This is a genomic window from Pseudomonas fakonensis, from assembly GCF_019139895.1.
GTDB lineage: Bacteria > Pseudomonadota > Gammaproteobacteria > Pseudomonadales > Pseudomonadaceae > Aquipseudomonas > Aquipseudomonas fakonensis.
In genome coordinates, this window is record NZ_CP077076.1 from 4,674,139 (window position 1) to 4,687,341 (window position 13,203).

10 protein-coding genes and 3 tRNA genes are annotated in these 13,203 nt (G+C 63.0%); 9 read left to right on the forward strand and 4 right to left on the reverse strand.

Features of this window, described 5'->3' with window-relative positions:
* Positions 1–129 precede the first annotated feature (129 nt).
* Complete coding sequence (locus KSS94_RS20525) at positions 130–603, reverse strand: Dps family protein (RefSeq protein ID WP_217839897.1); 474 nt, start codon at positions 601–603, stop codon at positions 130–132.
* A gap of 284 nt (positions 604–887) precedes the next feature.
* Here KSS94_RS20525 and KSS94_RS27425 point away from each other — a divergent pair, with 284 nt between their 5' ends.
* The gene (locus tag KSS94_RS27425; protein ID WP_302471814.1) at positions 888–1,481 is read left to right on the forward strand and encodes a cold-shock protein; all 594 of its coding nucleotides are present in this window, start codon (positions 888–890) and stop codon (positions 1,479–1,481) included.
* Positions 1,482–1,500: 19 nt separating this feature from the next.
* Here KSS94_RS27425 and KSS94_RS20535 read toward each other — a convergent pair whose 3' ends face one another.
* Together KSS94_RS20535 and KSS94_RS20540 are read right to left on the reverse strand one after the other, a co-directional pair.
* Entirely contained in the window at positions 1,501–1,707 is a 207-nt protein-coding gene (locus tag KSS94_RS20535) for a SlyX family protein (protein WP_217839898.1), read from the reverse strand.
* Between the two features lie 3 nt (positions 1,708–1,710).
* Positions 1,711–2,130 (reverse strand): HIT family protein, encoded by a 420-nt coding sequence (locus tag KSS94_RS20540; protein ID WP_217839899.1) that lies wholly within the window; start codon positions 2,128–2,130, stop codon positions 1,711–1,713.
* Between the two features lie 765 nt (positions 2,131–2,895).
* On the opposite strand from KSS94_RS20540, the gene KSS94_RS20545 reads away from it, so the two are divergent.
* From KSS94_RS20545 to KSS94_RS20555, 3 genes are all read left to right on the forward strand, one after another.
* The gene (locus KSS94_RS20545) at positions 2,896–4,191 is read left to right on the forward strand and encodes an OprD family porin (RefSeq protein ID WP_217839900.1); all 1,296 of its coding nucleotides are present in this window, start codon (positions 2,896–2,898) and stop codon (positions 4,189–4,191) included.
* A gap of 157 nt (positions 4,192–4,348) precedes the next feature.
* Positions 4,349–6,064, forward strand: coding sequence for a proline--tRNA ligase (locus tag KSS94_RS20550; RefSeq protein WP_217839901.1), 1,716 nt, complete (start codon positions 4,349–4,351; stop codon positions 6,062–6,064).
* Between the two features lie 21 nt (positions 6,065–6,085).
* On the forward strand, positions 6,086–7,039 hold the full coding sequence (locus KSS94_RS20555; protein ID WP_217839902.1) for a hypothetical protein: 954 nt from the start codon (positions 6,086–6,088) through the stop codon (positions 7,037–7,039).
* A 76-nt stretch (positions 7,040–7,115) separates the two neighbouring features.
* Here KSS94_RS20555 and dinB read toward each other — a convergent pair whose 3' ends face one another.
* Positions 7,116–8,177: a DNA polymerase IV gene (gene dinB / locus KSS94_RS20560; protein ID WP_217839903.1), complete on the reverse strand. Its 1,062-nt coding sequence runs from the start codon at positions 8,175–8,177 to the stop codon at positions 7,116–7,118.
* 205 nt (positions 8,178–8,382) lie between these two features.
* Between dinB and KSS94_RS20565 the strand changes: the two genes are divergently transcribed.
* From KSS94_RS20565 to KSS94_RS20585, 5 genes are all read left to right on the forward strand, one after another.
* Positions 8,383–8,459 (forward strand) — tRNA-Met (locus KSS94_RS20565).
* Between the two features lie 136 nt (positions 8,460–8,595).
* Positions 8,596–8,672: transfer RNA gene (locus tag KSS94_RS20570), tRNA-Met, on the forward strand.
* Positions 8,673–8,806: 134 nt separating this feature from the next.
* Positions 8,807–8,883, forward strand: a tRNA-Met gene (locus KSS94_RS20575).
* A 258-nt stretch (positions 8,884–9,141) separates the two neighbouring features.
* Complete coding sequence (gene mprF, locus KSS94_RS20580) at positions 9,142–11,784, forward strand: bifunctional lysylphosphatidylglycerol flippase/synthetase MprF (protein ID WP_217839904.1); 2,643 nt, start codon at positions 9,142–9,144, stop codon at positions 11,782–11,784.
* The gene (locus KSS94_RS20585; RefSeq protein WP_217839905.1) at positions 11,784–13,076 is read left to right on the forward strand and encodes a virulence factor family protein; all 1,293 of its coding nucleotides are present in this window, start codon (positions 11,784–11,786) and stop codon (positions 13,074–13,076) included. The genes mprF and KSS94_RS20585 overlap by 1 nt, the downstream gene beginning before the upstream one ends.
* The last annotated feature ends 127 nt before the right edge of the window (positions 13,077–13,203 follow it).

Consider the following 13,203-nt stretch of genomic DNA (forward strand, 5'->3'; position numbering starts at 1 on the left):
AGGACGCACATGAAGCGCCACCGGCCGCGACCATCCCAGCAGCAAGGCCTTCCCCCCAAACGCTCAGGCCCGCCACTTGTGAAGGTGGCGGGCCTGACTAGAGGGCACGGCGAGCAGCTCAAGCGTCAATCATTTCCCGTCGAGCAATACCCGCAACATCCAGGCGGTTTTCTCGTGCACCTGCATGCGCTGGGTCAGCAGGTCGGCGGTCGGCTCGTCACTGACCTTGCCTACCACCGGGAAGATACTGCGTGCAGTGCGCACCACCGCCTCCTGCCCCTGGACCAGTTGGCGGATCATTTCGTCGGCCGCCGGCACCCCTTCCTCTTCTTTAATAGAGGAGTGGCGGGCATAGAAGGCATAAGAACCCGGCGCCGGGAAGCCGAGGGCGCGGATACGCTCGGCAATGGAGTCAACCGCCAGGGCCAGTTCGTTGTACTGCTCCTCGAACATCAGGTGCAGGGTACGAAACGACGGGCCGGTGACGTTCCAGTGGAAGTTGTGGGTTTTCAGGTACAACACGTAAGTGTCGGACAACAGGCGCGACAGCCCTTCGACGATGGACTTGCGGTCTTCTTCGCTGATACCGATATCGATTGCCATGAAGCTCCCCTTTCCATAAGGCCTGAATGCTCAAGCGGGCGCGAGCCACTGTAGCAAGAGATTGCCGCCCGCGCATGCGCCCCGGCGCCGCACGCATAGCCGTTTGCCAGTCAACGGTTTGAGAAGCCCCCGCCTTTGCTGTTAAATAGGCAGCGTGCCACCCGTGCGGATTCTCAGTGCCGGGTGCATAGGCTGGCCCGCCACGTTTTCGCACCTACCGTTCCCGTGCACCGTGCAGCCAGCTCATCCTGTGATCGGCCTTTATCAATGCGAGCCAACTAAAAATGTTCAAGATCGTCCATCTGGTGACGGGCGTGGCTGCCTTGCTGCTATCGCTCATACCCAGCCTCAGAACCGACGCAACACCTTTGCTGCAAGAACCCGAGGCCGTCTACCTGGCCTTGCTCGGCCTGCTCAACCTGCTGCTCGCCCCTGCCCTGCCGCTGTACTACAAGGGCATGCGCCAGCAACTGCAACGCGCCGCCAGCATCCTGCTGGTGGCGGCGGTGATCCTGCAGACCATCACCCTGCTGGCACGCCCGGAGCTGGGCAACCTGCCGGCACTGGCCTGCGCCACGCTCGCCACCTTGCTGCACCTGGCCGCAGGCCTGGCCCGCAGCTCGCGCAAACCACGTGCAATCCAGGGCGGTGCGCTGGATGCTGGCAAACGCGATACCGGCACGGTGAAGTGGTTCAACACCTCCAAGGGCTTCGGCTTCATCTCGCGTGATTCGGGTGACGATATCTTCGTGCACTTTCGCGCCATCCGCGGCGAAGGCCACCGTGTCCTGGTCGAAGGCCAGCGCGTGGAGTTTTCGGTGATGCACCGCGACAAAGGCCTGCAGGCCGAAGACGTGGTCGCGGTCTCACGCCGCTGACCACGCCCCTCCACCACCCTCAGTAATGGGGGGGTGGAGGCTCCTCCCCGCCCCCGCCGTACTGGCCGACCATGTCTTCGTAACGCTTGATCAGCTCGGCCATCTGCAGTTGCAGGCGCTCGATCACCCGCCCCTGCTCGACCACCACGTCGTTAAGTTCCTGAATGGTGTCATCCTGGAATGCCTGACGGGTTTCCAGTTCGACGATGCGCATTTCAAGCGACATGATTCAGGCCTCCTTGAAGCTTTCGCCAAGCAGCTTGGCGATGTGCAAGCGAATACCTTCGACCTGCTCGTTGGTATAACCGATAGCTGGCACCTTGCCCCACACCGGCGCAGGCCAGGCAGCGTCATCACGACGGCGGACGATCACATGCATATGCAACTGGCTGACTACATTGCCGAGAGTGGCAACGTTCATCTTGTCGGCGGCGAACGCATCCTTGAGTGCCTCGGCCAGCGCCGTGCTTTCTTCCCACAACTGGCGCTGGTCGGCTTCATCGAGGTCGAACAGTTCACTGACATCGGCACGCCGCGGCACCAGGATGAACCAGGGGTAGTTGGCGTCCTTGCTCAGCAACAGGCTGCACAGCGGCAGCTCGCCCAGTAGCAGGGAATCCTGTTGCAGACGCGAATCGAGGGTGAACACGGCGAACCTCCAGAAAACAGGTGCCCGCCCATGCGGCGGGAACAAGGGGCGAAGGATACCCTGCTTTACCAGGCGCCACACGAGCACGATACACAACGGCGCGCCCCCGCACTCAAATGGCTCACCAACAACCCTGGGCCTGCCCCGTCGCGGTAACACCGCGCTACTTTTCGCACCACAATGATGCGATCCGTCACCGCACAACCACACAGCCGTCACACAAAACAGGCAAGTTGAACAAAGAGCGGTAACACCTTGACTTTGAAGGCAGCCCGAACAAACGCAGCGACGTGGCGCAGTGGCACACCATCAGACACCCGAAACCCCGTATTCACTGGGGTTTTCGCCCTGCCCGCTGCGGGTTTGTGAAAATTTCATCAAACGTTCGTGATTTTGAGCATGCTTGTTGCATTCGTTTGACGCCAAGTCGGCACGACACCTGCAAAGACAGGTGAGCGCGACAAATAACAACAGCGGCATCGGAGTTACCAGGGAGCCTTCAGCCCTACTTTGTGTTTACACATAAATGATGGGCGCGGCAGCGCTGGCGTTGTACACCCCAATAAAAATGGGGTGTGATTTGCGACATGGAAATAACCGTAAGCGACACGGCCATAAAGTTACCGAAAGGTTGTTTTCAGCCGTATCGCCAACAATAGTCAGCGTGATATACATTTTCGCCGACATAACAAGAAAGAGCTGCCCCTCATAACTAAAACACTGGGCGCAGCGGTACTCTTCCTAAAACCAAAGGAGCAAATCACGATGCGCGTGATGAAGTGGAGCATGATCGCCCTGGCCGTTGCGGCGGGGACTTCGCAAATGGCAATCGCCTCTTCGCAGGATGAGTCCAAAGGCTTCCTCGAAGACAGCAAGCTGAACGTCAAGACCCGTATGCTGTATTTCAGCCGTGACTTCCGCAACGACGAGCGGGACTCCAACGGCAACCGCCAGAGCCGCGCAGAAGAAACCGGCCTCGGCTTCCTCGGCACTTACGAGTCCGGCTTCACCCAGGGCACCGTCGGCTTCGGCGTCGACGCCATCGGCATGCTGGGCCTGAAACTCGATAGCGGCAAGGGTCGCGCCGGCACCGGCCTGTTCCCCACCGGCAGCGACGGCCGCTCCCAGGACGACTACTCCAAAGGCGGTGCAGCAGCCAAGTTCCGCATCTCCGATACCGTGCTGAAAGTGGGTGACCAGTTCACCGCGCTGCCGGTGTTCGCCACCGACGACAGCCGCCTGCTGCCGGAAATGGCCCAGGGCGGCCTGATCACCAGCAACGAGATCAAGGGCCTGACTCTGCACGCCGGCCGCTTCACCAGCCTGACCGGGCAAGCCGAAACCAACCGTGACAGCCTGCACCTGACCGAAGCCGACGTCTTCGGTGGCACCTACGCCATCACCGACGGCCTCAGCACCAGCCTCTACTACTCGCGCGTCGAAGACCACTTCCGCAAGTACTACGGCAACATCAACTGGGCGCTGCCGCTTGGCGACAAGCAAGGCCTGGTGTTCGACTTCAACATCTATGACACCAAGTCGATCGGTGACAACCGCACCGGTGCCTGGGTCACCAAGGCTGACGGCAGCAACAAGCTCGACAACATTGCCGCCAGTATCTCGGCCGCGTACAACATTGGCGCGCACACCTTCACCGTGGCTTACCAGAAAGTCACCGGCGACGGCGACTATGCCTACGGCATCGACGGCGGCGGCACCGTGTTCCTCGCCAACTCCATCGCCCGTTCCGACTTCAACGCCGAAGACGAGAAGTCCTGGCAGGCCCGCTACGACCTGAACTTCGCCGAATACGGCATCCCGGGCTTGAGCTTCATGACCCGTTATGTCCGCGGTACCGGTGCCACCACCCGCACCACCGACAACGGCATGGAATGGGAACGCGACGTCGACGTGAAGTACGTGCTGCAAGAAGGCCCGGCCAAGGACCTGAGCTTCCGCGTCCGCCAGGCCACCTACCGCTCCAGCGACGGCGTGTACTACGGCTCCAGCTCGATCGACGAACTGCGCCTGATCGTCGAGTACCCGCTGAGCATCCTGTAAGCCCCGGGCTTCAGCACTCGGCACCTGAAGAAGCCCGGCGATCGCCGGGCTTTTTCTTGGCTGACATAAATGCACAACTGCTGCATTCTGTACGCCTTCGTTCCGCCCCCGTACAATGCGGGGTCATTTCACATTCAGGCAATCGACACGGCTCCCCATGCGCACCAGTCAATATTTGCTCGCCACCCAAAAAGAAACCCCGGCCGATGCAGTGGTCATCAGCCACCAGCTCATGCTGCGCGCCGGCATGATCCGCAAGCTGGCCTCCGGCCTGTACACCTGGCTGCCGATGGGCCTGCGGGTGATGCGCAAGGTCGAGAACGTGGTACGCGAGGAAATGAACGCCGCCGGCGCCCTGGAAGTGCTGATGCCGAGCATCCAGCCAGCAGAGCTGTGGCAGGAGTCCGGCCGCTGGGAGCAGTATGGCCCCGAGCTGCTGCGCCTGAAGGACCGCCACCAGCGCGACTTCTGCGTTGGCCCTACCCACGAAGAAGTCATCACCGACCTGGCCCGCAACGAGCTGTCCAGCTATAAACAGCTACCGCTCAACATGTACCAGATCCAGACCAAATTCCGCGACGAGATCCGCCCACGCTTCGGCCTGATGCGCGGGCGCGAATTCATCATGAAGGACGCCTACTCCTTCCATGCCGACCAGGCTTCCCTGCAGGAAACCTACGACCGCATGCACCAGGCGTACAGCAACGTGTTCACCCGCCTGGGCCTGGACTTCCGCCCCGTGCAGGCCGACACCGGCTCGATCGGCGGCAGCTACTCCCACGAGTTCCACGTACTGGCCTCGTCCGGCGAAGACGACGTGATCTTCAGCGACAGCTCCGACTACGCCGCCAACATCGAGAAGGCCGAAGCCATCCCGCGTGAGACCGTGCGCCCGGCGCCTGCCGAAGAGCTGCGCCTGGTCGATACGCCGCAGGCCAAGACCATCGCCGAACTGGTCGAAAACCACAACCTGCCGATCGAGAAGACCGTCAAGACCCTGATCGTGCGCGGCGCCGAAGAGGGCAAGCTGATTGCCCTGGTGGTACGCGGCGACCACGAACTCAACGAGATCAAGGCCACCAAGCTGGAACAGGTTGCCGACCCGCTGGTCATGGCTACCGAAGCCGACCTGCGTGACGCCATCGGCGCAGGCGCAGGCTCGCTGGGCCCGCTGAACCTGCCGCTGGAATGCATCATCGACCGTTCGGTCGCCCTGATGAGCGACTTCGCTGTCGGCGCCAACATCGACGACAAGCACTACTTCGGTGTGAACTGGGAGCGCGACCTGCCAGTCCCGCAGGTTGCCGACATCCGCAACGTCGTCGAAGGCGACCCGAGCCCGGACGGCCAGGGCACCCTGGTGATCAAGCGCGGCATCGAAGTGGGTCACATCTTCCAGCTCGGCACCAAGTACAGCGAAGCGCTGAAGTGCCAGGTACTGGGTGAAAACGGCAAGCCGGTGGTGCTGTCCATGGGCTGCTACGGCATTGGCGTGTCCCGCGTGGTTGCCGCTGCCATCGAGCAGAGCTACGACGACAAGGGCATCATCTGGAACGATGCCCTGGCGCCCTTCCAGATCGCCCTGGTACCGCTGCGCTACGAAACCGATGTAGTTCGCGAGGCCACCGACAAGCTGTACGCCGCACTGACTGCCGCGGGCTTTGAAGTACTGCTGGACGATCGTGACAAGAAAACCAGCCCCGGCATCAAGTTTGCCGACATGGAGCTGATCGGCATCCCGCACCGCATCGTCGTCAGCGACCGCGGCCTGGCCGACGGCAACCTGGAATACAAGCACCGCACCGAGCAGGATGCGCAGGCACTGCCGCTCAATCAAGTGCTGACCTTCCTGCAGGCCCGTATCCGCCGCTGATAACCCGTTGCGCGAGTGATCATGTCCAAGCGAAGTACCTACACCCTGGGGGGCGCCGCACTGTGCGGCGCCCTGTTCCTCAGCGGCTGCGCCAACCATATGTCGCAGCGCAGCGACCATGAGGAGCGCGTCGAGCGCAAACTGCTCGAACACACCCTGCAGATCGACATCGGCGAGCCGAAGGTGATGGAGCTTCCGCAGCGGCGCGTGCGTATTCACGAGCAAAAGCGCTTCGAGGTCACCGAGTTCGAGGTGACCCGCCGTTACGATCGCTATACACCCTACCAACCCTGGCGGGAGATCTACGAGATCCCGCTGGGCGCGGTGGCGGTGGTCGCCGGCGTCGGCGCCAACGTGGTCAACGTGTTCGCCCTGGGCAACCTGCCCGACAGCGTGACCCACGACTGGCTCAGCTATGGCGTGGCCGGGCTCAACCCGTTCATGAACGTGCAGTCCAACGGCCGCGCCCAGCAGAACCTGGCCGGGATCGACGAAGTCGAGAAAGGCAAGCGCGAGGAGTTCACCAACCTGCCGTGGAACGAGCGACTGGTGGAGGTCAAGGCCGGCAAGATGACCCATGAGCTGACCACCGACAAGAACGGCGTGCTGCGCCTGAACCTGTTGGACAGCCCGTTTTCCGAACAGAACCTCAACCACGTCGGCACCTTGCACCTGCAAGTGGTCGACGAGGATAACGGCGTGCGCGGCGATGCCAGCCTGCTGGTCAGCGGCAACCTGCGCGGCAAGCTGCTCGAAGCCCACGAGCTGATCTTCGATGACCTCGAAGATGACGATGTCGGCCAGTGGGTACACCGGGTCAAGCGCCTGTCGGAACTGGGCCTGGAAGAAGAAGCCAGCGAGCTGGAGCAGAGCCTGATCGAGCTGACCCGCAACGACCCGGAGCTGCAGCAAGAGTTCGTCAAAAGCCTGACCAAGGCTACCGGGCGACTGGTGGCAGACCCGGGCGTGCAGTAAGCCCCTGCAACGGCCTCATCGCCGGCAAGCCGGCTCCTACAGGGGTTGCGCCTCCCTGCCGACGATGAGGCGCTTGTTACTCGCCGAACAGCTCCAGCTGTTCATGGGCCCCGCGTAAATCCCTCAGCCTCACCCCTACCCCCAACAGCCGTACCGGCTTGCCGCCCCGGGCAAACGCCTGGCTGAGCAACTGCCGATAGCTGTCCAGGTCACGGCCTGCCCCGGCCTGCTCCATGGTTGTCTGAGTGAAGTCATGGAACTTCACCTTCACGAAGGGCTTGTCCGGGCGGTAGCTGCTGTCCATGCGGGCAATCCGCTCATTCAGGCTCGCCAGCAGGTCGGGCAGTTTCTCAAGGCAACTGGGCAAGTCTGGCAGGTCGTGGTCGTAGGTGTTCTCGACGCTCACCGATTGCCGCCGGCTGTCGTTGTGCACCGCGCGCTCGTCGATACCCCGCGCCAACCCCCATAGCCGCTCACCGAAACTGCCGAACTCGCGCACCAGCGCCAGCCTTGACCAGTCGCGCAACGACAGGCAGGTATCAATACCCAGGCGCGAGAGCTTTTCGGCCGTGACCTTGCCCACCCCGTGCAGGCGCGCGACCGGCAACTCGGCAACGAACGCTTCCACCTGATCGGGAGTGATGACGAACAGGCCGTTGGGCTTGCGCCAGTCGCTGGCGATCTTGGCCAGGAACTTGTTAGGTGCGACCCCTGCCGACACCGTGATATGCAACTGACGGGCGACCCGTTTACGGATGTCCTCGGCGATGCGCGTGGCACTGCCGGCAAACCACTGGCTGTCGGTGACGTCCAGGTAAGCCTCGTCCAGCGACAGCGGCTCGATCAGGTCGGTGTAATCGCGAAAGATCGTATGGATCTCCCGCGAGGCCTCTTTATAGGCTTCGAAACGCGGTTTGACGATCTCAAGGTCAGGGCACAGCTTCAATGCATGCCCCGACGCCATGGCCGAACGCACGCCATAGGCCCGCGCCTCGTAGTTACAGGTAGCGATGACCCCGCGCTGGCCCGGCTGACCGCCCACGGCCATGGGCCGGCCGGCCAGGCGCGGGTCATCACGCATCTCGATGGCTGCGTAGAAACAGTCACAATCTATATGGATGATCTTGCGCTGGGGCATGGACGACAGACACTACTGTAAATTCATACAGATAGTACTCCATGCACCCAACTGCGAAACAGCCTGCCTGCGATAATCGGCCTGCAAGCCCCGCCGCCACTGAGCCGGCTGCCGATTCGATGCGCTAACAGATTGAACGAAAAAGGGTTTTTTCGATTTATTGCTTGACACAGGGAAGTAAACCCGTAGAATTCGATCTCACAGGCGCGGGATGGAGCAGCCTGGTAGCTCGTCGGGCTCATAACCCGAAGGTCGTCGGTTCAAATCCGGCTCCCGCAACCAGATTCAATAAAAAAGGCCACTGTTTCGACAGTGGCCTTTTTTATTGCCTCGAGATCACCCCAGCGAGATTTATCATGCCAAATCAAGTATTAACGCTTGACTCTTGGCGAGGCATCCGTAGAATGCGCACCTCTGACGCGGGATGGAGCAGCCTGGTAGCTCGTCGGGCTCATAACCCGAAGGTCGTCGGTTCAAATCCGGCTCCCGCAACCAGATTCAATAAGGGCCACTGTTTCGACAGTGGCCTTTTTTATTGCCTTTGAAATTACCCCTGCGAGATTTCTTACGCCAAATCAAGCATTAACGCTTGACACTTGGCGAGGTATCCGTAGAATGCGCACCTCTGACGCGGGATGGAGCAGCCTGGTAGCTCGTCGGGCTCATAACCCGAAGGTCGTCGGTTCAAATCCGGCTCCCGCAACCATATTCGTCAGAACAAACCCCGCCTATCGAAAGATGGCGGGGTTTGTTGCATCTGGCCGTCGCACTTCCCATCGCACACCCCTTCCCCTCGCGCCCCGCCTTGTCCTGCGGCGCTTTCGTGCGGCTGGATGAACTATCTTTAACTAACCTGAAACAGATTAACCACCCGGCCCGGAGTAATATCTGGACACGTTTTCCAAAGGGACTTTCACTTGGCCGTAACCTGCCTTCACCTCGCGCGCATCGCACGGGGTACACCATGACCGCCCCCACCCACGATACCCAGGCACCGCTCACCGAAGCACTGCCTGCGGCTGCGCAGCACTTGCCCTGGCTGGAACGCCTGAGCAAGTACCGTCAGCCCCTGGGCCTGGCCGTGACCCTGCTGCTGTTTGCCATGGGCCTGATTGCCTGCCGCCACCTGTTGAGCGAGCTGGACATCTACGCCCTGCACGACGCCATCCTCAGTGTGCCGGTCAAGTCGCTGCTCGGTGCACTGCTAGCCACCGTGGTGGGCTTCATGATCCTGCTGGGTTATGAATGGTCGGCCACCCGCTACGCCGCAGTGCAACTGCCACCACGCACACTGTTGCTGGGCGGTTTCAGTGCCTTCGCCATTGGCAATGCCATCGGCCTGTCGATGCTGTCGGGCGGCTCGGTGCGTTATCGCCTGTATGCACGCCAAGGGCTCGGGGCCGCCGAAGTGGCGCGTATGACCGTGTTCGCCAGCCTGTCCCTGGGCTGCGCGCTGCCACCCCTGGCGGCTATCGCCACCCTCAGCGACCTGCCATCCGCCGCCACCGCCCTGCGCCTGCCGGCACCGCTGCTGGGCGGTATCGCTGTAGCCGTGCTGGTGCTGACCGTGGCTCTGGTGATCGGCCTGAGCCGCCGTCGCCTGGCCGAGCAGCCGCTGGCAGACAGCCTGCTGGTGCAGTTCGGCCGCCGTACTCTGCGCCTGCCCAACGGCCGCCTGGCAGCGCTGCAACTACTGATCACCGCGCTGGACGTCGCCGCCGCTGCCACCGTGCTGTATATGCTGCTGCCCGAAGCACCGCCCTTCGGTGCCTTCGTGCTGGTCTACCTGCTGGCCCTTGCGGCAGGCGTGCTCAGCCATGTGCCCGGTGGTGTCGGCGTGTTCGAGGCCATCCTGCTGGCCGCCTTCGCCAACCAGCTGGGCGCCGCCCCCCTGGCTGCCGCACTGCTGCTGTACCGGCTGATCTACGTGGTGCTGCCACTGCTGCTGGCTTGCGTGCTGCTGCTGGCCAATGAAGCCCGCCGCCTGTTGTTCGCCCAGCAGGCGATCCGCGCCGCTTCCGGGCTGGCCGCACCCGTGCTGGCGATTCTGGTGTTCCTGTCGGGTGTGGTGCTGCTGTTTTCCGGCGCCACCCCGGAGATCGACAGCCGCCTGGAGCACATGGGCTTTCTGATCCCGCACCGGCTGATCGACGCTTCGCACTTCGGTGCCAGCCTGATCGGCGTGTTGTGCCTGCTGTTGGCCCAGGGCCTGCGCCGACGCCTGTCGGCGGCCTGGCTGCTGACCACCGTATTGCTGCTGGTGGGCGCGCTGCTGTCGCTGCTCAAGGGTTTCGACTGGGAAGAAGCCACGCTGATGTGCTTCACTGCTGCCCTGCTGGCACTGTTCCGGCGCTCGTTCTACCGCCCCAGCCGCCTGCTGGAGTTGCCGTTCTCGCCGGTTTACCTGGTGGCCAGCGCCTGCGTGGTTGGTGCCTCGGTGTGGCTGCTGCTGTTTGCCTACCAGGACGTGCCCTACACCCACAAGCTGTGGTGGCAGTTCACCCTCGACGCCGACGCCCCGCGCGGCCTGCGCGCCGCCCTGGGCAGCGCGGTGCTGCTGGTGATCGTCGCCCTGACCTGGCTGCTGCGCACCGCCCGCCCGGTGATCCACCTGCCTACCGATGACGAACTGCAACGAGCCAACCGCATCCTGCTGGCGTCCGACCAGCCCGATGGCGGCCTGGCCCTGACCGGCGACAAGGCGTTGCTGTTCCATCCCAGCGACAATGCCTACCTGATGTACGCCCGCCGTGGCCGCAGCCTGGTAGCCCTGTACGACCCGATCGGCCCGGCCCAGGAACGCGCCGAAATGATCTGGCAGTTCCGCGACCTGTGCGACCTGCACCACGCCCGCCCGGTGTTCTACCAGGTACGCGCCGAGAACCTGCCGTTCTACATGGACATCGGCCTGACCGCGATCAAGCTGGGCGAAGAGGCCCGTGTCGACCTGCGCCGCTTCGACATCGAGGCCAAGGGCAAGGAGATGAAAGACCTGCGTTACACCTGGAACCGCGGTGGCCGCGATGGCCTGAGCCTTGAGATCCACGAACCCGACCATGCACCGCTGGCAGAACTCAAGGAAATCTCCGACGCCTGGCTGACCGGCAAGAACGTGCGCGAGAAAGGCTTTTCCCTGGGCCGCTTCAGCCCCGAGTACCTGCAGCATTTTCGCATTGCACTGATTCGCTTCCAGGGCCGCCCGGTGGCCTTCGCCAACCTGCTCGAAACCCACAGCAACGAGCTGGCCAGCCTGGACCTGATGCGCGCCCACCCCGAGGCGCCGAAGCTGACCATGGAATTCATGATGGTTGGCCTGATTCTTCACTACAAGAGCCATGATTATGGCCGCTTCAGCTTGGGGATGGTCCCCCTTTCCGGCTTGCAGCCGCGCCGCGGCGCACCCTTGACCCAGCGTTTGGGTTCGATGGTGTTCCAGCGTGGTGAACAGCTTTACAACTTCCAGGGCCTGCGGCGCTTCAAGGACAAGTTCCAGCCGGACTGGGAACCTCGCTACATGGCCGTGCCGGCCGGGCTCGACCCGCTGGTGGCGCTGGCCGATACCGCTGCCCTGATCGCTGGCGGCCTGACTGGATTGGTGAAACGTTGATGATCCGACGCTATTGGCTGTACCTACTGATTCCTCTGGTGCTGGCCGCTGCCGCCGGCGCCACGGCCTTCTGGCTGTGGACCCGCCCGGCGCCCGAAGCGCGCCTGGAGCACCTGACCCTGAACGACGGCAGCAGCCTGACCCGCGCCACCCCCGGCGTGCACGCCAAGGCCCGGGTGGCCATCGGCGTACCCCAGGAGCAAGCGCTCTCCGACAAACAGCTGCTGGACCTGAGCCAGGCCGGCGAAGCCCAGCTGGTGCAGGTGATCCTGCCACCCACTGACTGCAGCAAACAGCAGGCAGCGATGGACCAGGCCCTTGCCCAGCTGGCCGACAAGCCCACCGTGGTCGCCGGTATCGGCCCTGGCGCAGCCCAGGCCTGGCGCTGGCTGGCCAGCCAGAACGACGACAAGGCCCGGGCCATTTCGGTCGACTTCAACCTCGAGCAGCCCGGCTGCCAGGCCGCGCTGCCCAAGTCTGCGGCCCACGGTCACTGGAACGTGGCCTGGAACGACAACCCGGACGACGCCAGCGCGGCCTTCGTACGCGACCAGGCCAACGCCGAGACCAGCATCGCCGACTACGACATTCACCTGCCACAAGTGCTCAAGGCCCAGCTGACCCAGGCCCTGGTCGGCCAGGACGGCAACGCCCTGGCGATTCCGGTTGTGGAAGTACCCGCCGGGCAGACCACCGACACTGTCACCCTGTTTCTCTCCGGTGACGGCGGCTGGCGCGACCTGGACCGCGACGTGGCCGGCGAGATGGCCAAGCTTGGCTACCCGGTGGTGGGCATCGACACCCTGCGCTACTACTGGCAGCACAAGACCCCGGAGCAAAGCGCCGCCGACCTGTCCGAGCTGATGCAGCACTACCGCCAGAAGTGGGGTACCAAGCGCTTCGTGCTGACCGGTTACTCGTTCGGCGCCGACGTGCTGCCGGCCATCTACAACCGCCTGCCTGAAGAAGACCAGAAGCGTATCGACGCGGTAATGCTGCTGGCCTTCGCCCGCAGCGGCAGCTTCGAGATCGAGGTTGAGGGCTGGTTGGGCAAGGAAGGCCAGGAAGCACCGACCGGCCCGGAAATGGCCCGCCTGCCGGCAGCGAAGGTGGTGTGCATCTACGGTGTGGAAGAAACCGACGAGAGCGGCTGCACCGACAAGACCGCAGTGGGCGAGCGCATGAAGCTGCCTGGCGGGCATCACTTCGACGAGAACTACCCGGCCCTGGCCAAGCGCCTGATCGACGAGATCGAGACCCGCCAGGGCAAGTCCAGCGTCGCTGAAAAGTGATGTAAAGGGGGCCGCAATGCGGCCCTTCGCGGGTACCCCCCCCTCCCAAAGGGATCGCACCACCTCCAGGCTTGCACCGTCCCTGTAGGAGCCGGCTTGCCGGCGATGAGGCCGGCCCGGTCAACAC

Bases quoted from the DNA above. Each gene is read 5' to 3' on its own strand.
- KSS94_RS27425 (WP_302471814.1), top strand. From the start codon at position 888: ATGTTCAAGATCGTCCATCTGGTGACGGGCGTGGCTGCCTTGCTGCTA.
- mprF (WP_217839904.1), top strand. From the start codon at position 9,142: ATGACCGCCCCCACCCACGATACCCAGGCACCGCTCACCGAAGCACTG.
- dinB (WP_217839903.1), bottom strand. From the start codon at position 8,177: ATGCCCCAGCGCAAGATCATCCATATAGATTGTGACTGTTTCTACGCA.
- KSS94_RS20535 (WP_217839898.1), bottom strand. From the start codon at position 1,707: ATGTCGCTTGAAATGCGCATCGTCGAACTGGAAACCCGTCAGGCATTC.
- KSS94_RS20550 (WP_217839901.1), top strand. From the start codon at position 4,349: ATGCGCACCAGTCAATATTTGCTCGCCACCCAAAAAGAAACCCCGGCC.
- KSS94_RS20545 (WP_217839900.1), top strand. From the start codon at position 2,896: ATGCGCGTGATGAAGTGGAGCATGATCGCCCTGGCCGTTGCGGCGGGG.
- KSS94_RS20525 (WP_217839897.1), bottom strand. From the start codon at position 603: ATGGCAATCGATATCGGTATCAGCGAAGAAGACCGCAAGTCCATCGTC.
- KSS94_RS20555 (WP_217839902.1), top strand. From the start codon at position 6,086: ATGTCCAAGCGAAGTACCTACACCCTGGGGGGCGCCGCACTGTGCGGC.
- KSS94_RS20585 (WP_217839905.1), top strand. From the start codon at position 11,784: ATGATCCGACGCTATTGGCTGTACCTACTGATTCCTCTGGTGCTGGCC.